15 protein-coding genes are annotated in these 16,554 nt (G+C 74.3%); 4 read left to right on the plus strand and 11 right to left on the minus strand.

Annotated features, from left to right (window positions below; all coding sequences use genetic code 11):
* Positions 1 to 72 precede the first annotated feature (72 nt).
* Together IG88_RS0133775 and IG88_RS0133780 are read right to left on the minus strand one after the other, a co-directional pair.
* Complete coding sequence (locus IG88_RS0133775; protein WP_234332427.1) at positions 73 to 1,152, minus strand: hypothetical protein; 1,080 nt, start codon at positions 1,150 to 1,152, stop codon at positions 73 to 75.
* Positions 1,149 to 1,964 carry a phosphatase PAP2 family protein gene (locus tag IG88_RS0133780; protein WP_031049514.1) on the minus strand — a complete coding sequence of 272 codons (816 nt, stop codon included), beginning with the start codon at positions 1,962 to 1,964 and terminating at the stop codon, positions 1,149 to 1,151. Before IG88_RS0133780 ends, IG88_RS0133775 begins: the two co-directional genes overlap by 4 nt.
* A 203-nt stretch (positions 1,965 to 2,167) precedes the next feature.
* Here IG88_RS0133780 and IG88_RS0133785 point away from each other — a divergent pair, with 203 nt between their 5' ends.
* Positions 2,168 to 2,782: a TetR/AcrR family transcriptional regulator gene (locus IG88_RS0133785; protein WP_031049517.1), complete on the plus strand. Its 615-nt coding sequence runs from the start codon at positions 2,168 to 2,170 to the stop codon at positions 2,780 to 2,782.
* Positions 2,783 to 2,942: 160 nt separating this feature from the next.
* On the opposite strand, the gene IG88_RS0133790 is transcribed toward IG88_RS0133785, so the two are convergent.
* Positions 2,943 to 3,998 (minus strand): DUF2510 domain-containing protein, encoded by a 1,056-nt coding sequence (locus IG88_RS0133790; protein WP_031049519.1) that lies wholly within the window; start codon positions 3,996 to 3,998, stop codon positions 2,943 to 2,945.
* A gap of 261 nt (positions 3,999 to 4,259) precedes the next feature.
* Here IG88_RS0133790 and IG88_RS0133795 point away from each other — a divergent pair, with 261 nt between their 5' ends.
* Positions 4,260 to 6,935 carry an ATP-binding protein gene (locus IG88_RS0133795; RefSeq protein WP_031049521.1) on the plus strand — a complete coding sequence of 892 codons (2,676 nt, stop codon included), beginning with the start codon at positions 4,260 to 4,262 and terminating at the stop codon, positions 6,933 to 6,935.
* A gap of 27 nt (positions 6,936 to 6,962) precedes the next feature.
* On the opposite strand, the gene pcaD is transcribed toward IG88_RS0133795, so the two are convergent.
* From pcaD to IG88_RS0133830, 7 genes are read right to left on the minus strand one after another with little or no spacing between them, the layout of a single operon-like run.
* Positions 6,963 to 8,096, minus strand: a complete 1,134-nt coding sequence (gene pcaD, locus IG88_RS0133800) for a 3-oxoadipate enol-lactonase (protein ID WP_031049524.1) — start codon at positions 8,094 to 8,096, stop codon at positions 6,963 to 6,965.
* Positions 8,093 to 9,439 carry a 3-carboxy-cis,cis-muconate cycloisomerase gene (gene pcaB, locus IG88_RS0133805; protein ID WP_031049527.1) on the minus strand — a complete coding sequence of 449 codons (1,347 nt, stop codon included), beginning with the start codon at positions 9,437 to 9,439 and terminating at the stop codon, positions 8,093 to 8,095. Before pcaB ends, pcaD begins: the two co-directional genes overlap by 4 nt.
* Entirely contained in the window at positions 9,436 to 10,041 is a 606-nt protein-coding gene (gene pcaG / locus IG88_RS0133810; RefSeq protein ID WP_031049528.1) for a protocatechuate 3,4-dioxygenase subunit alpha, read from the minus strand. Before pcaG ends, pcaB begins: the two co-directional genes overlap by 4 nt.
* Before the next feature lie 6 nt (positions 10,042 to 10,047).
* Positions 10,048 to 10,821 (minus strand): protocatechuate 3,4-dioxygenase subunit beta, encoded by a 774-nt coding sequence (pcaH, locus tag IG88_RS0133815; protein WP_031049531.1) that lies wholly within the window; start codon positions 10,819 to 10,821, stop codon positions 10,048 to 10,050.
* Between the two features lie 16 nt (positions 10,822 to 10,837).
* Positions 10,838 to 12,040, minus strand: coding sequence for a thiolase family protein (locus tag IG88_RS0133820; RefSeq protein WP_031049533.1), 1,203 nt, complete (start codon positions 12,038 to 12,040; stop codon positions 10,838 to 10,840).
* Positions 12,037 to 12,690, minus strand: coding sequence for a CoA transferase subunit B (locus IG88_RS0133825; RefSeq protein WP_031049536.1), 654 nt, complete (start codon positions 12,688 to 12,690; stop codon positions 12,037 to 12,039). Before IG88_RS0133825 ends, IG88_RS0133820 begins: the two co-directional genes overlap by 4 nt.
* Entirely contained in the window at positions 12,690 to 13,445 is a 756-nt protein-coding gene (locus IG88_RS0133830) for a CoA transferase subunit A (protein ID WP_031049539.1), read from the minus strand. The genes IG88_RS0133825 and IG88_RS0133830 overlap by 1 nt, the downstream gene beginning before the upstream one ends.
* A gap of 210 nt (positions 13,446 to 13,655) precedes the next feature.
* On the opposite strand from IG88_RS0133830, the gene IG88_RS0133835 reads away from it, so the two are divergent.
* Positions 13,656 to 14,120, plus strand: coding sequence for a MarR family winged helix-turn-helix transcriptional regulator (locus tag IG88_RS0133835; protein ID WP_031049541.1), 465 nt, complete (start codon positions 13,656 to 13,658; stop codon positions 14,118 to 14,120).
* A gap of 15 nt (positions 14,121 to 14,135) precedes the next feature.
* Here the strand turns inward: IG88_RS0133835 and IG88_RS0133840 are convergent, their stop codons facing one another.
* Positions 14,136 to 15,155 carry a DUF3048 domain-containing protein gene (locus IG88_RS0133840; RefSeq protein ID WP_031049544.1) on the minus strand — a complete coding sequence of 340 codons (1,020 nt, stop codon included), beginning with the start codon at positions 15,153 to 15,155 and terminating at the stop codon, positions 14,136 to 14,138.
* Between the two features lie 203 nt (positions 15,156 to 15,358).
* Here IG88_RS0133840 and IG88_RS0133845 point away from each other — a divergent pair, with 203 nt between their 5' ends.
* Complete coding sequence (locus tag IG88_RS0133845; protein ID WP_031049546.1) at positions 15,359 to 16,549, plus strand: zinc-dependent alcohol dehydrogenase; 1,191 nt, start codon at positions 15,359 to 15,361, stop codon at positions 16,547 to 16,549.
* Positions 16,550 to 16,554 lie beyond the last annotated feature (5 nt).

The raw sequence follows: 16,554 nt of genomic DNA on the forward strand, positions 1-16,554 counted from the left end.
GATGTCACGGGAACGGCTGCCGCGGGAACGGCTGCCGCGGGAACGGCGTCTCCACGCGGCCGGTCCGCGGTGTCATCTCCGAGGGGCCGCGGAGACGGCGGGCCCGAGATCCGCACCGTCTGCGCCGAGCCCGCTGCGACCCCCGTCCGCACTCGGCTCGACACCGTTGCCGGCATGCTCGGCCGACGGCTCCGTCACTGCCTGGAGCCGTATGGGGTGCCCCGTCCCCGGGCGGCGGGACGCCGGAACGGCGGTCGCCCGCCCGCAGCCCCCTGGCTCCGGGGCGGAGGGCGCCGGGGCGGCGAACGCCGCTACGGCCGCCGTCCCGGTCCGCTCCGGGGTCGCGCGGCTGAGCTGGAGCACGCCCCAGGCGGCCAGCGCCGCTCCGGCCAGCGCGAGGAGCACACCGCCCGCTCCGCCCCTGAGCCGTTCGCCCAGCAGTGAGAGCCCGATCACCGCGGCGGCCACCGGATTGGCCAGCGTCACCACCGCGAGCGGGGCACCGAGACCGCCCCGGTAGGCCGTCTGGGACAGCAGCAGGCCGCCCGCGGCGAAGGCGGCCACCAGCACGGCCACGCCGATGACCTGGACGCTCAGCAGGGGTCCCGAGCGGTCGGTGACGGCGACCGTCACGGTCTGGGTGAGCGCCGAGGCGACGCCGGACGCGATGCCCGACGCCGTGGCGTGCCGCAGCCCCGGCCGGCCGCCGGGCCAGGACAGCATGCCGATCAGCGCGGCCGTCGCGCCGGACACCGTCAACGCCTCCGGCACGCTCAGCACGTCGTCGGGCGCAGGCCCGGACGCGGTGAGCAGCAGGGCGCCGAGGCCCAGCAGCGTCAGCCCGGTGCCCCGCCACTCGATCGCACTCACCCGCCGCCCAGCCAGCCGCGCCCCCAGGGGCACCGCCGCGACCAGTGTCAGGGCGCCCAGCGGCTGCACCACGGTGAGCGGGCCGTACTTGAGCGCCACGACGTGCAGCAGCGCGGCCGATGCGTTGAGCGCGACCGCCCACCACCAGGCGCCCGCGGTGAGCATCCGCAGAGGACCGGCGCCGGCGGCGCGCGCGGCCAGCCGTTCCTGGGCGACGGCCGCGGCGGCGTACGCACAGGCCGAGACGAGGGACAGCAGGACGGCGACGAGCGCGGCGTTCACCGGCCCACTCCGACCGGTTGGGGCCGTGCGGCCGACGACCGGCGGCGGATCTCGGGCCGCCGTCGGGCCGGGAGGCGTCGCGGGCGGGCGGGCCGGTGCGGCGGGCGGAGCAGCGCGAGCGCGAGCCCGAGCAGGGCCGTGGCCACGATCACGTCGAGCCAGTAGTGGTTCGCGGTGCCCACGATCACCAGGAGGGTCGCCAGCGGATGCAGCAGCCACAGCCACCGCCACCGCGACCGCGTCGCGACGATCAGACCGATCGCCAGCATCAGGGCCCAGCCGAAGTGCAGCGAGGGCATCGCCGCGAACTGGTTGGACAGCGAGTCCGCGCGCGGCGGGCCGTACACCGAGGGGCCGAAGACCCTGGCCGTGTCGATCAGACCGGTGCCGCCCAGCATCCGCGGCGGGGCGAGCGGGAACAGCAGGTGCAGCAGCAGGGCGGCACCGGTCACGGCGGCCAGGACCCGGCGGGCCCAGACGTAGTGCGCGGGCCGGCGCAGGTAGAGCCAGACCAGGAAGGCCAGCGTCGCCGGGAAGTGGACGGCGGCGTAGTACGTGTTGGCCCCGTGGACCAGCGTGTCGCCGTGCAGGAGCAGGGACTGCACCGTGCCCTCGTCGGGCAGCCGGAGCACGCGCTCCCAGTCCCACACGTGGTGGGCGTTGCGGAAGGCGTCGGTGGTGTGTCCCGTCGCCAGTTGCCGGCCGAACTTGTAGACGAGGAAGAGCCCGGCCACGAGCAGGAGCTCACGGACGAGCGGTGGGCGCGCGGGCGTGTCCGGCCCCGCTTGTGCAGGCTCGCTGCGGGAGTTCATCCCCCGGCCCCTTCGCTGACGGTGGTGCGTGCGACTCATCGGTACGGGGGCGTGTGACGGTTCTCATCGATACGACCGCGTTCCGATACGCCAGTGTACCGATACGGTGGTGTACCGGTACACTGGCGTATCGGAAGACGGACGACACACTGGGTGCGGGGCCGGAAAGAAGGCCCCCGGGTGAGAGAGAAGGAGCGGGGCCGATGACGTCGCAGGACGCGGTCCGGCCGGAAACGGCCGGCACCTCGCGCCGCTCCAAGATCACGCCCGAGCGTGAGCAGGAGTTCTTCGACGCCGTGCTCGAACAGCTCCGCTCCTGCGGCTACGACGCCGTGACCATGGAGGGCATCGCCGCCAGCACCCGGTGCAGCAAGTCCACGCTCTACCGGCAGTGGAAGACCAAGCCCCAGTTCGTGGCCGCCGCCCTGCGCTCCAACAGCCGGGTGCGCTTCGCCGACATCGACACGGGCTCGCTCGCCGAGGACCTGCGCCGGGCGGCCGCCGCCGCGGGCGAGGGCGCGGGCAAGGACACCGGGCTGCTCCAGGCGCTCGGCCACGCGGTCATGCAGGACCCGGAACTCAAGTGCGCGCTGCGCGAGGCGCTCGTCGAGCCGGAGATCGCCGCGCTCCGGGCGATCCTCGCGCGCGGGGTGGACAGGGGAGAGGTCCCGGCCGGCCACCCGGCGCTGGAGTACGTGCCCGCGCAGCTCTTCGGCATGCTGCGGATGCGTCCGGTCCTGGAGGGCGAGCAGGCCGACGCGGCCTACCTCGTCCGGTTCGTGGAGGCCGTCGTGCTGCCGGCCCTCGGCCTCCCCTGAAAGACCCAGGCCGCCGTCCACGGGATGACTGGACGGCGACCTGCCCGCGCCGCACCGTGGGGACGGGGGCGGCGCGCACCCCCGGCCGGGTGGGGAGCCCTTTGAGCGGAAGGGCGCCCCACCCGGCCGAACGCTTCACGGCCGCGTCGGCCGGGGCCCGTCAGACGTCCTGGCCGCTGCCACCGCCGCCGCCGGAGGTGTCCACCTTGATGCCCCGGGTGATCTCGTCGATGACCGTCTGCTTCTGGTCGGCGTCGACGCCGAAGCGGACGACGACGATCTGCGACGGCCGGGCGGGGGAGGGGAAGGCCAGCGACTCGACGAAACCGTCGGAGCCCTTCGCGGTGACCACCTTCCAGCGGACCAGGTAGCCCTTCTGCCCGGCGACGGTGACCGCCTTGGAGGCAAGCTCGTCGTGCGAGGTGATGCCGCCGTAGGACTCCTCGCCGTAGGACTCCTCGGCGTTCGCCGCGATGTCGGCCTTCGCGACCTCTTCCGGGGTGTCGCCCTCGGTCTTCAGCAGCATCGCCGGGGCCGAGTAGGCACCGCCCTTCGTGCAGGACTTGGCGGTGTCGCCGGGGCACTTGTAGACGTCGTCCGACGTGATCTGCGCGCCGACCTGCAACTCCTGCCCCGACCAGCCGTGCGGGAGAGGCAGGCTGATCCCGCTGAGCGCGTCCGTCACCGGGCCGCTGTCGATCGTGGGCGGTTCCGAGGCGTCCGGCGACTTCGGCGAGGGGCCCTCGCCGTCCTCGCCGCCGTCCTTGCCCCCGCTGCCGCCGCCGGGGCCGCCGAAGGGATCGTTCCGGTCGCCGGAGCCCGGCCGGTCCTGCTGCGACCCGGCCGCCCGGTCGCCGCCCGAGCCGTCGTCGGTCAGCGCGTACACGCCGACCCCGATGCCGGCCAGCACCGCCACGGCCGCCGCGACGGCTATGCCGGTGCGCACCCGCCGCCGGCGCGCCGACGGCGGCGGGACCGGAAAGCCCGCGTACCCCGGGTGCACGGGATACGGCCCGGGCCCGGCGTCCGGAAGCGGGGGCTGGAGCGGGGGCTGGGCCGGCGGCCGGGCGGGCGCGGGCGGGGCCTCCGGGGCGGCCCCTCCCGCCGGACGCACCTGGTCGGTCCACGCCGTGCCGTCCCACCAGCGTTCGGTGGCGGGACCGTCATTCTTCTGTCCGGGGTCCGGGTACCACCCGGGAGGAGTCGCCTGCGTCATGTGCCCACCGTATGAGGCGTCGGTGAAAGCCGGATGAGAGGCCCGGCCGGAGGGTCCGTCACCACCGCCGCGGAGCCGCGCCGTGAGAGGTTGACGGGCCCTCGGTCCCACCGGCGCTGATGACGGGCCCCACGCGTCGATCACGCTTTACCGCATGTCACCCGTCACGGCAACTGCTCGGCGGAGCGCCCACCACGTGAGCGGTCGGAGGGCTAGGCTCAGGCTCTGTACGTCATTCGGGCGACTCGGGGAGGTAGCGGGATGACGGAGGTACGGCGGACGGGCGCCGTCCCGCCCTCCCTCTGGGAGCGTGACGAGGAGGTCGCCACCATCACGCGCGCGGTCGACGTCCTGTGCGCGGACCGCTCCTCCCCCGGCACCCTGCTGGAGGCCCGCGGCGAGGCCGGGGTGGGCAAGTCGGCACTGCTCGCCGAGACCCGCCGCATCGCCGAGGCCCGGGGCTGCACCGTCTGGTCGGCCCGCGGCGGCGAGACCCTCCGGTCCGTCCCCTTCAACGTGGTGCGCCAACTCCTCCAGCCCGCCCTGGTGTCCATGCTCCCCGAGGAGGCCCGCGACTACCTCGGCGACTGGTACGACATCGCCGGCCCCGCCCTCGGCATAACGGACCCCGGCGAGCGGCAGGCCGACCCGCAGGGCGTGTGCGACGGCCTCGTCGCCGCCGTCCGCCGGCTCGCCCGCCGGGAGTGGCCGCTGGTGCTGGTGATCGACGACGCCCACTGGGCCGACCAGGAGACCCTGCGCTGGCTCGCCGCGCTCGCCGAACGGCTCGACGAGACCTCCGTCCTCGTCGTCATCGCCCGCCGCCCCGGCGACGTCAGCGGCGACAGCGCCCGCCACCTGGAGGCGGCCAGCGCCGTGGGAAGTCCCCTCGCCCCGCTGAACGCTCTCACCCCGGACGCGACGGCCGGGCTCACCCGCGCCACGCTCGGCCCGCACGCCGAGGCCGCGTTCTGCCGCGAGGTGTGGGCCGTCACCGGCGGCAACCTCTACGAGACCGTCGAACTCCTCGCCAAGGTCCAGGACAGCGAACTCCAGCCCGTCGAGGCGGAGGCCGCCGAACTGCGGTCCCTGAACCGCTCCGCCCGCGGCAGCGGCCTCGTCGCCCGCCTGGAGCAACTCGGCGTCGACGCCACCCGGTTCGCCTGGGCGGCGGCCATCCTCGGCGGCGGCATCACCGTCGACATGGTCGCCGCGCTCGCCACCCTCGACCGCGCCGACGCCGCCCGCTGCGCCGAACTGCTCCGGGGCGCCCGGATCCTGTCCGTGCCCGACACCGCCGGACAGCCGGGCGGGGACGAGCTGGAGTTCGTCCACCCGCTGATCGCCACCGCCGTCTACAACTCCATCCCCGGTGCCCTGCGCACCGCCATGCACGGCATCGCGGCCCAACTGGTCACCGACTCCGGACTCGGTGCCGCGGCCGCCTCCCGCCACCTGCTCAAGGTGTACCCCGACGACGACCAGGAGGTCGTCGCCCAGTTGCGCGAGGCAGCCCGCGAACACCTCGCCGTCGGAGCCCCCGACGCCGCCCGTCGCTGCCTCGAACGCGCGCTCCAGGAACCGCCGTTGCCCGAATCCCACGCGCTCGTGCTGTTCGAGCTGGGCTGCGCCACGCTCCTGACCGCGCCCTCCACCACCATCGGCCACCTGCGCACCGCGCTCGCCATGCCCGGGCTGGACGGCGAGCAGCGCGTGGACGCCGTCTTCCGGCTCTCCCAGGCCCTGCTCCACAACGACCAGTTGGAGGAGGCCGTCCGCACCGTCGAGGCGGAGGCCGCCCGCAACCCCGACCCCTCCGCGCGCCTGCGGCTCCAGGCCGCCCAGTACATGTGGGAGGGCATCCACGCGGGCGAGACCTCCTCGCCCCACCGCTCCGCCCGCCTGGCCGAACTCGCCGCCACCTGCACCGGCCGGGACAACGCCGAGCGGGCCCTGCTCATCCTGCGCGGCTTCGACGCCATGACCCACGGCGAGAGCGTCGAAGAGGTCGTCGAGCTGTGCGACCGCGCCCTCGTCAACGGCCGCCTCGCCCCCGGACTCGGCTGGACCGACACCGAATGGGGCCTGGAACTGCCCATGATGCTGGCCAGTTCCTACGCCTACGCCGACCGCCTCGACCGCGCCGAGGCCCTGTTCACGGAGGCCCTGCGCGCCTACGAGAGCGCCGGCTGGAACGGCGGGCACCTCGCCCTCGCCCATGCCTACGTCGGCCTCGGCCACCGCAGGAGGGGCCGCCTCAGGGACGCCGAGCAGTCCCTGCGCGCCTCCCTGCGCATCGCCGAACGCGTGGGCCGCGGACTGCCGTTGTACTGGTCGGCCACCTGCAACCTGGTCGACACCCTGCTCGCCCGCGGCCACGTCGAGGAGGCCCGCACCGTCGCCGACCAGTACGACTTCGCACCGCCGTACCCGTCGACGATCGTGCTGCCCGACCCCCGCACCGTGCGCGGGCGCCTGCTGCTCGCCACCGGCCGCACCAAGGAGGGCGTCAACGAACTGGAGGCGGCCGAGAAGGCGGCGGCGGCACGCGGCCGGCACAACCCCGTGGTGGTCCCCTGGGCGACCGAACTGGCCCGGGCACTGGCCGCCGAGGACCCCGCCCGCGCCGCCCGGCTGGCCACCGACGCCCGCCGCCAGGCCGAACGCTTCGGCACGGACACCGCCATAGGAGAGGCCCTGCGCTGCGCCGCCGCGCTGGAGACCGGGCAGCGCGCGGTCCGGCTCGCCGCCCAGGCCGTCACCTACCTGGAGGCCTCGCCCTGCCAGTACGAGCACGCCGCAGCCCGCGTCGAGTACGGCATCGCGGCCCGCTCGGCGGCCGAGCTGAACCGGGGCATGGCCCTGGCCGACTCCTGCGGCGCCGACGGCCTCGTGGCCCGCGCCCGCGAGGCCCTGGCGGTCGTGCGGGCCGGCTGACTCACGGCCGGGGCGCGCCGCGGCACCTCACCCGGCCGCGCCGTCCGCCTCCTCGGCGAGCACCCGCTGGGCCGTCGCGAACGCCGAGTTCGCGGCCGGCACGCCGCAGTACACCGCCGTCTGGAGCAGCACGGCGCCGATCTCGTCCGCCGACAGCCCGTTGCGCCGGGCCGCCCGCACATGCATCGCCAGCTCCTCGTAGTGGCCGTGCGCGACCAGCGCCGTCAGCGTGACCATGCTGCGCTCGCGCCGCGACAGCGTCTCGTCGGTCCAGATCTCGCCCCACGCGTAGCGCGAGATGAAGTCCTGGAAGCGGGCCGTGAACGGAGTCTGACGCCCCTGCGCCCGGTCCACGTGCGCGTCGCCCAGCACCTCGCGCCGCACCGCCATGCCCCGCCCGGCGTCGCCGTCGAAGTGGGCCCGCAGCGCCGTCAGCACCGCCTCCGGCCGCTCGGCCGGCGCCAGGTGCGAGGCACCCGGGATCTCGGTCAGCGTCGAGCCCGGCACCGCGTCGGCCAGCTCCCGCAGGTGCGCGGGCGGCGTGGCCGGGTCCTCGCGCCCGGCGACCAGCAGCGTCGGCACGGAGATCTCCCCGATCCTCTCCCGCAGGTCGAAGGCGGCCAGCGCGTCGCAGCAGGCGGCGTACGCGCCCGGATCGGCCTCCCGGTGGTCCCGGACCAGCCGCGGCACGGTGAACCCCGGTGTGAACCACCGCGCGTCCGCGCTCCGGGCGAGTTGCGCCAGTCCTTCCTCGCGCACCCGCGCCGCCCGCTCCTCCCACGCCTTGGCGCCGTCGAAGTGCGCCGACGAGCAGACGACCGCCAGCGACGACACCCGCTCGCTGTGGTGCACGGCCAGGTGCAGGCCCACCGCGCCGCCCAGCGAGACACCCGCGTACGCGAACCGCTCCACGCCGAGCGAGTCGGCGAGCGCGAGCACCAGCTCGGCCAGGTCCCCGACGGTGGCGCCGGGGCCGATCAGGTCCGCCGGCGAACCCCCGTGTCCCGGCAGGTCCCATCGGATCACCCGGTGCCGGACGGACAGCTCGGGCGCCACCGCGTCCCACAGCGCGTACGAGGTGCCCAGCGAGGGCCCGAGCAGCAGCGGGGGAGCGGAGGCGGGGCCTTCGGACAGGTGGTTGAGCAGGGCCGGGGTCGTCAACGTCGCTCCAGAGCACGGTCGGTGAGGGTGGCAGCGGCACCCGTGTAGCGGGCGGGGTCGGTGAGGGCGGCCAGGTCGAGGTCCCGCAACTCGGGTACTTCGGCGAGCAGTTCGCCCAGGCTCCGGTCCTCGGCGTAGGTGCGCGCGGCCAGTTCGGTGAGCAGCTCCTTGGCGCGGGCCCGCCCGAGCACCGGTGCCAGTTCGGCCGAGAGGCGCTCCGACACGATCAGTCCGTGGGTGAGACCGAGGTGCGCGCGCATCACGTCCGGGCGCACCCGCAGCCCCTCGGTCAGCTCCGCGGCGTCGCGGGCCGCGCCGCCGGTCAGGCGCAGCAGGTCCCGCAGCGGCTCCCACTCGGCGTGCCAGGCCCCGGCCGGCCGCTCGTCCTCCGCGGTCAGCGAGCCGTACAGCGTGGCCGCGAGCTGCGGGGCGCGCCGGGCGGCCGCCGCGACGAGCGTGGACCGCACCGGGTTGGCCTTGTGCGGCATCGCCGACGAGCCGCCGCCGCTGCCCTCGGCGACCTCGCCGATCTCGGTGCGGGACAGGGTGAGCACGTCCACGGCGATCTTCCCGAGCGCCCCCGCGGCCAGGGCGAGGGCGCCGGCCAGGTCGGCGACCGGAGTGCGCAGGGTGTGCCAGGGCAACAGCGGTGCGGCCAGGCCCAGTTCACGTGCGTACGCCGCCGGGAGTTCGACCGGGCCGGTCGCGCCGTACGCGCCGAAGGCCGCCAGGGTGCCCGCCGCACCGCCGAGTTGGGCGGGGAGCGTGGCACGCACCGCCGTGATCCGGTCCCGCGCGTCCAGCACCAGCGAGCGCCAGCCCGCCGCCTTCAGTCCGAAGGCCGTCGGCACGGCGTGCTGGGTGAGGGTCCGGCCCGGCATCGGTGTGTCCCGGTGCTCGGCGGCCAGCCGGGCCAGCGCCCGTTCCGTACGGGCGAGGTCGGGCAGCAGCAGGTCCAGGGTGCGGGCGGCGACCAGCATCGCCGCCGTGTCCAGGATGTCCTGGCTGGTCGCGCCCCGGTGCACGTACGGCCCGTAGGGCTCGCCGACCGCCTCGGTCAGGTCGGCCACCAGGGGGATGACCGGGTTCCCGCCGCTCCGGGCCCGCTCGGCCAGGGAGTGCGCGTCGAAGGCGCCCGGGTCGGCGGCGGCCGCGCTCACCGCGTCCGCCGCCTCGGCCGGGGCGAGCCCCAGCGCGGCCTGGGCACGGGTCAGTGCCGCCTCGGCGTCGAGCAGGGCCCGCAGATACGCGCCCTCCCCGGTCGCGGACGCGGCCGGCGAGCCCGCCCACCCGGGGGCGAGCAGGCTCGCGCCGGTGTCGGCGGGGTCGGCAGGTGATGTCACTGGAACTCCAGGAAGACCGTCTCGCCCTCGCCCTGAAGGCGGATGTCGAAACGGTACGTCCCGTGGCCCTCGTCCGCCGCGATCAGCGTGTCGCGGCGCCCGTCCGGCACCCGGGCCAGCAGCGGGTCGGCGGCGAGCGCCGCCTCGTCGCCCGGCAGGTAGATCCGGGTGAACAGGTGCACGAGCAGCCCGCGTGCGAACACGCACACGCTCAGGTAGGGCGCGCTCCGCCCGCGAGCCCCCGGTCGCAGCGTCCGCGCGTACCAGTGGCCGTTCGCGTCGGTCTGGATGCGCCCGAAGCCGGTGAACTCCACGCCGTTGCGGCCCAGGAAGTCCCCGGAGGCCGGGTCGCGCCGCATCGAGCCGTCGGCGGTCGGCACCCGGCCCCCGGTGTCCGGCCCCCACAGTTCCAGCAGGGCGTCCGGCAGCGGGTTGCCCTCGCCGTCGCGGACGTACCCGTGCACGGTGACCGTGTCCGGGTGCCCGGCGGGCGCGATGTCCTCGCCGCCCCGGAAGGGCAGCGCGTACCCGTAGAAGGGGCCGACGGTGTGCGACGGGGTGGGCAGCACCTGCTCCGGGCTGCTGGTGTCGGTCTTCGTCATGGCGGGTCAGCGTCCTTCTTCGATCCAGGTGGCGTTCGGGCCGTCGAGCACGATGTCCCAGTGGTAGCCGAGCGAGAACTCCGGCACCGACAGGCTGTGGTCGTACGTCGCGATCAGCCGCTGCCGCGCCGCGTCGTCGGTCACCGACTGAAGGATCGGGTCGTACGGGAACAGCGGGTCGTTCGGGAAGTACATCTGGGTGACCAGGCGCTGGGTGAACGCCGAGCCGAACACGGAGAAGTGGATGTGCGCCGGGCGCCAGGCGTTGACGTGGTTGCGCCACGGGTAGGGGCCGGGCTGCACGGTGGTGAAGCGGTAGAAGCCGTCGTCGTCGGAGAGGGTGCGGCCCACGCCGGTGAAGTTCGGGTCCAGCGGCGCGTCGTGCTGCTCGCGCCGGTGGGCGTACCGTCCGGCCGAGTTGGCCTGCCAGATCTCCACGAGCTGCCCGCGCACCGGCCTGCCGTCACGGTCGAGCAGGCGCCCGGAGACGGTGATGCGCTCGCCGACCGGCTCCCCGGTGTGCTGCCGGGTCAGGTCGTTGTCGATCTCGGTGATGTCCCGCTCCCCGAAGGCCGGGGAGGACAGCTCCACCAGCTCCGGGTCCTGGGTGACGTCGATGGCGATCGGCGGCTGCTTCGGGTGGCGCAGCACCGAGGAGCGGTACGGGGCGTAGTCGCGGCGCGGGTGGTGCTCGACGGGGCCGCCGTCGGCGACCCGCTTCTCGTAGGCGGCGTGCTCGGCCGCGATCTCCGCGTCGATGTCGTGCTGGGTGAGAGTCATGGGATTCCCTGGGTGACTAGCGGTCGAGGACCAGGGCGAGGCCCTGGCCGACGCCGATGCAGAGGGTGGCGACACCGGTGCCGCTCCCCTTGCGGGCCAACTGGTGGGCGACGGTGCCGGCGAGGCGCGCGCCCGAGGCGCCGAGGGGGTGGCCGAGGGCGATGGCGCCGCCCTGCGGGTTGAGGACCGCGGGGTCGAACTCGGGCCACTCGGCGACACAGCCGAGCACCTGGGCCGCGAAGGCCTCGTTGAGTTCGAGCACGTCCAGGTCGGCGAAGGTCCGTCCGGCCCGGGCGAGCGCGCGGTTCACGGCCTCGACGGGGGCGAGCCCGAAGTACTGCGGGTCGGTGGCCGATACGCCGGTCGCCGAGACCCGGGCGAGCGGCTCGCGTCCCGTGGCCCGCAGGCCCTCCTCGTCGACCAGGAGCAGCGCGGCGGCGCCGTCGTTGAGGGGAGAGGCGTTCCCGGCGGTCACGGTGCCGTCGGTCTCCCGGAAGGACGGCCTGAGCTTCGCCATCGCCTCCAGCGACGCGTCCGGGCGGACGCACTCGTCGGCGGCGAACTCCACCGGGTCGCCCTTGCGACGCGGCACGGGGACGGCGGCCAGCTCGGCGTCGAAGAGGCCGCCGTCCTGGGCGCGGGCGGCCTTGCGGTGCGAGGCGAGGGCGAACTCGTCCTGCTGTTCGCGGGTGATCCCGTGCTTGTCCGCGACGAGTTCCGCCGACTCGCCGAGCGGGATCGTCCACTGCGGATCCATCGCCGGGTTGACCATGCGCCAGCCCAGGGTGGTCGAGTACATCTCGGTGTGCCCGGCGGGGAAGGGCCGGTCCGGCTTGGGCAGCACGTACGGCGCCCGCGTCATCGACTCCACGCCGCCCGCGAGCGCGACCGAGGCGTCGCCGACCGCGATGGCACGGGCGGCCTGGATCACCGCTTCGAGGCCGGACGCGCACAGCCGGTTCACCGTGACGCCGGGGACGGTGGTGGGCAGGCCGGCCAGGAGGGCGGCCATGCGGGCGACGTTGCGGTTCTCCTCGCCGGCGCCGTTGGCGTTGCCGAAGTACACGTCGTCGATCCTGGAGGGGTCCAGGCCGGGTGTACGGCCGAGGAGTTCGCGGATCGCGTGCGCGGCCAGGTCGTCCGGGCGCACGCCCGCCAGACCTCCGTTGTACTTGCCGAACGGGGTGCGCACCGCGTCGACGATGTAGACGTCCGTCACTTCAGTGCCTCCGCACTCTTCGCGACGACGAGCTCGGCGTCGGTCCTGGCGACGACGTCGTCCACGCCCACGCCCGGCGCGGTCTCCACCAGGACCAGGCCGTCGGCGGTGACGTCGAGGACGCCGAGGTCGGTGATGACACGGTTCACACACGCCTTGCCGGTGAGCGGCAGCGCGCACTCCCGGAGGATCTTGGGGGAGCCGTCCTTGGTGGTGTGCGTCATGACGACGATGACCGTGCGGGCGCCGTGGACCAGGTCCATCGCGCCGCCGATCCCGGTGATCATCTTGCCGGGGACGGCCCAGTTGGCCAGGTCACCGGTGGCGGAGACCTGCATCGCGCCGAGCACCGCCACGTCGATGTGACCGCCGCGGATCATGCCGAAGGACAGGGCCGAGTCGAAGAAGGCGGCCCCCGGCCGGACCGTGACCGTCTCCTTGCCCGCGTTGATCAGGTCGGGGTCCACCTCGGCCTCGGTGGGGTACCGGCCGGTGCCCAGGATGCCGTTCTCCGACTCCAGGGTGACCTCGACGCCCTCGGGGAGGTGGTTCGGGATCAGGGTGGGCAGCCCGATGCCGAGGTTGACGTACTGGCCGTCGCGCAGCTCCCGCGCGGCCCGCGCGGCCATCTGTTCACGCGTCCAGGCCATCAGGAACTCACCGTCCGCTTCTCGATCTTCTTGTCACCGGCCTGCTCCGGGGTGAGCGCCACCACCCGCTGGACGAAGATCCCCGGGAGGTGCACCGCGTCCGGGTCGATCCCGCCCGGCTCGACCAGCTCCTCCACCTCGGCGACCGTCACCCGCCCGGCCATCGCGGCCAGCGGGTTGAAGTTCCGGGACGACTTGGCGAAGACCAGGTTGCCGTGCCGGTCGCCCCTGGCCGCGCGGACCAGCGCGAAGTCGGTGCGGATGCCGCGCTCCAGGACGTACTCGGTGCCGTCGAACTCGCGGACCTCCTTGGGCGGCGAGGCCAGCGCGACCCCGCCCGACCCGTCGTAGCGCCACGGCAGCCCGCCGTCGGCGACCTGGGTGCCGACCCCGGCGGGGGTGTAGAAGGCGGGGATGCCCGCGCCGCCGGCCCGCAGCCGCTCGGCCAGGGTGCCCTGCGGGATCATCTCGACCTCCAGCTCCCCGCCCAGGTACTGGCGGGCGAACTCCTTGTTGGCGCCGATGTAGGACCCGGTCACGCGGGCGATGCGCCCGGCGGCGAGCAGGACGGCCAGCCCGGAGTCCATCGCCCCGCAGTTGTTGGAGACCACCGACAGCCCGCCGGTCCCGCGCTCGTACAGCGCCTGGATCAGCACGTTCGGCACACCGCTCAGCCCGAAACCGCCCACCGCGAGCGACGCGCCGTCGGGCACGTCGGCCACCGCCTCACCGGCCGTGGCCACCACCTTGTCCATCCGAGAAGCCCCATCTCTTCCGCGCGCCCCGGGAGCAGATACTCAGGGCACTGAGTATTTCAGCGAGGTTTCCCACACGCTGCCATCGGACGGCTGGAGCGTCAAGACCCATGAAAACGCGAGGTAGATCGAGCGAGGTGCAGATGGATCGCCTTCACCCGTGCCCTGTATCGTCAGTGCACCGATGAAAGTGACCACGGGAGTGTGCGCATGGCAGCGGTCGATCTGACCACCCACCCCGGCCACCTGGCCAGGCGCCTTCAGCAGGCCCACTACCTGCTGTGGACCACGATGGTCTCCGAGGAGACCACCTCCCCGCAGTACGCCGTCCTCAACGCCCTGGTCGCCGAGCCGGGGGTCGACCAGCGCACCGTGGGGGAGAGGGTGGGCCTGGACCGGTCCACCATCGCGGAGGTGGTCAGCCGGCTCGGCCGCCGCGGGCTGCTCGACAAGGTCCGCGACCCGCAGGACGGCCGCCGCTCGCTGCTCCGGCCCACCGACGAGGGCCTGCGGGTCCACCGCAGGCTGGGCGTGCGCGTGGCCCGGATGAACCAGGTCTTCCTCGCCCCGCTCGCCGCCGACGAGCAGGCGGTCTTCATCGACCTGATGCGCCGGGTCGCGGACGCCGCGGAAGGGCTCCGCAACCCGGCCGAGCCGGCGCCGGCCACCGGCTGACCGGGGCTTCGCGGATCAGGACCCGCCCGCGAAGACCACCCAGACCTGGCCCCGGGCGAAGTTCAGCGGCTCGCCGCCGTCGGAGGTGAAGGTGGTGCCCGACTCGGCCGCCCCGCGCTTCCAGGTCGCCTCGTAGGCGCGTCCGTCGCGCAGCACCTCCGCCCGGCCGGAGCCCACCGACTCGACGTAGGGCGAGTTGCTGCCGCGGAAGTCCCGGAACTGCGACTCGCGCACCTTCACGTGCTGCACGACGACCGTGGCCGGGGCGAGCCGGCCGCCGTCGGCGGTGCGGGCCGGGCTGCCGTCCATGGAGACCAGCCACCGGTCCCGGCTGCCGGACCAGGTGAAGGTGAAGCGCGCCGAGGGGTAGCGCACCGTGAGCGAGGACTCCTCCCGGCCGCCCGCGGGCGCCTTGCCGTAGGTGAACCCGGTGGTGAGGGCCGCGGCACCCGACGGCTTCCCGAGCAGCTCACCGGGGTGCAGGTAGAGGTTGTGGGGAGCCCGCCGGTCCGGCTCGCGGACCCAGGCCCCGGAGTCCTCGTCGGCCGGCTCGGCGCGCAGCGGTGCCTTGTCGACGAGCGGCAGCAGCTTGCTCTGCGCGCCGGAGAAGGCCAGCACCGGCCGGTCGAACTGGCCGAGCAGTTCCAGGTCGGACTCGCGGGCGCTGCGTACCGGCCCCACCGACTCGGGCAGCTTGGTGGCGTAGACCCCCATCAGGCGGCTCAGCCCCGCCTCCACCGGCTCGGCGTAGACGACGTCCGCGTCCTCCAGGCCCGTCTGGGGGCGGGCGTCGCGCACGTTGTCGACCTTCACGGCGAGTACCGGCCCGGAGGCGGCGGGGGCCGCGCTGTGCGACCGCTGAGCCGGTTCCGGGGGCCGCCCGTCGCCCTCCGTGCCGGGTCCCGTCGCGTCCGGGCCCGCCGTGCAGCCCGCCGCGGCCAGCGAGACCGCCACCGCCGCGGTCAGCAGGGCGACGCGGCACCCCCTGCGCGAGACCCTTCTTCCGCTGCTGCTTCCACTTCGCACACCGGCCATCCGTCCACCCATCCCGTTTCATCGATTGTGCGCTTCTTGAAGGATTTAGTGCCATACCTGAACGAATCCGATACGGCACACGGAGCGAGGCAGATAATCCGCTGTTCGGCCGAAACGATCGCCGGGTTCGGTGACGGAAGCCCCGGGGTACCCGGCCGCCACGCAGAGACCGACGCGCACGGCGACGGAGGGAGCGCGGGGCGATGAAGGCAGTGACATGGCAGGGCAAGCGGGACGTGCGGGTCGAGGACGTGCCGGACCCCAGGATCGAGGAGCCGACCGACGCGGTCATCCGCGTCACCTCGTCCGGACTGTGCGGCTCCGACCTGCACCTGTACGAGGTGCTCACGCCGTTCATGACACCGGGCGACATCCTCGGGCACGAGCCGATGGGCATCGTCGAGGAGGTCGGCCCGGAGGTGACCGGCCTGAGGCCCGGCGACCGGGTCGTCGTCCCGTTCCAGATCGCGTGCGGACACTGCTACATGTGCGGCACCGGGCTGCCGACCCAGTGCGAGACCACCCAGGTCACCGGCGAGGGGATGGGTGCCCCGCTGTTCGGCTACACCCGCCTGTACGGCGCGGTACCCGGCGGCCAGGCGGAGTACCTGCGCGTGCCCCAGGCCCAGTTCGGCCCGATCAAGGTCCCCGAGGGCCCGGCCGACGACCGCTTCGTCTACCTCTCCGACGTGCTGCCCACCGCCTGGCAGGCGGTCGAGTACGCCGCCGTGCCGCAGGGCGGGAGCCTCGCCGTGCTGGGCCTCGGCCCGATCGGCGACATGGCCTGCCGGATCGCCCGGCTCAAGGGCGTCGACACGGTGTTCGGCGTCGACCTCGTGCCGGAGCGGCTGGAACGGGCCCGGGCGCGGGGAGTGGAGACGTTCGACCTGCGGTCCTTCGACAACGAGAAGGAGCTGGTCGGCGCGATCCAGGACCGGACGGGCGGCCGCGGCCCCGACGCCGTGATCGACGCGGTCGGCACCGAGGCGCACGGCGGGATCGTGGCCAAGCTGGTGCAGCAGACCGCCGCGGTCATGCCCCGGGCCGTCGGCAGCCCCCTGGCGGAGCGGTTCAGCGTCGACCGGCTCGCCGCGCTGTACACGGCGATCGACCTGGTGCGCCGCGGCGGCACCATCTCGCTGTCCGGCGTGTACGGCGGCATGGCCGACCCGATGCCGATGCTCACCATGTTCGACAAGCAGATCCAGCTCCGCATGGGCCAGGCCAACGTGCGCCGCTGGAGCGACCAGATCGTCCCGTACCTGACCGACGAGGACCCCCTCGGCGTAGACGGCTTCGCCACCCACCGGGTGCCGCTGTCCCAGGCGCCGCAGGCGTACGAGATGTTCCAGAAGAAGCGGGACGGCGCGGTCAAGGTCCTGATGAAGCCGTAGGCGCG

The sequence above is a fragment of the Streptomyces sp. NRRL F-5650 genome (genome assembly GCF_000721365.1).
Lineage (GTDB): Bacteria > Actinomycetota > Actinomycetes > Streptomycetales > Streptomycetaceae > Streptomyces > Streptomyces ardesiacus.

Bases quoted from the DNA above. Each gene is read 5' to 3' on its own strand.
- IG88_RS0133780 (WP_031049514.1), bottom strand. From the start codon at position 1,964: ATGAACTCCCGCAGCGAGCCTGCACAAGCGGGGCCGGACACGCCCGCG.
- IG88_RS0133785 (WP_031049517.1), top strand. From the start codon at position 2,168: ATGACGTCGCAGGACGCGGTCCGGCCGGAAACGGCCGGCACCTCGCGC.
- IG88_RS0133790 (WP_031049519.1), bottom strand. From the start codon at position 3,998: ATGACGCAGGCGACTCCTCCCGGGTGGTACCCGGACCCCGGACAGAAG.
- IG88_RS0133795 (WP_031049521.1), top strand. From the start codon at position 4,260: ATGACGGAGGTACGGCGGACGGGCGCCGTCCCGCCCTCCCTCTGGGAG.
- pcaG (WP_031049528.1), bottom strand. From the start codon at position 10,041: ATGACGAAGACCGACACCAGCAGCCCGGAGCAGGTGCTGCCCACCCCG.
- pcaH (WP_031049531.1), bottom strand. From the start codon at position 10,821: ATGACTCTCACCCAGCACGACATCGACGCGGAGATCGCGGCCGAGCAC.
- IG88_RS0133825 (WP_031049536.1), bottom strand. From the start codon at position 12,690: ATGGCCTGGACGCGTGAACAGATGGCCGCGCGGGCCGCGCGGGAGCTG.
- IG88_RS0133830 (WP_031049539.1), bottom strand. From the start codon at position 13,445: ATGGACAAGGTGGTGGCCACGGCCGGTGAGGCGGTGGCCGACGTGCCC.
- IG88_RS0133835 (WP_031049541.1), top strand. From the start codon at position 13,656: ATGGCAGCGGTCGATCTGACCACCCACCCCGGCCACCTGGCCAGGCGC.
- IG88_RS0133840 (WP_031049544.1), bottom strand. From the start codon at position 15,155: ATGGCCGGTGTGCGAAGTGGAAGCAGCAGCGGAAGAAGGGTCTCGCGC.
- IG88_RS0133845 (WP_031049546.1), top strand. From the start codon at position 15,359: ATGAAGGCAGTGACATGGCAGGGCAAGCGGGACGTGCGGGTCGAGGAC.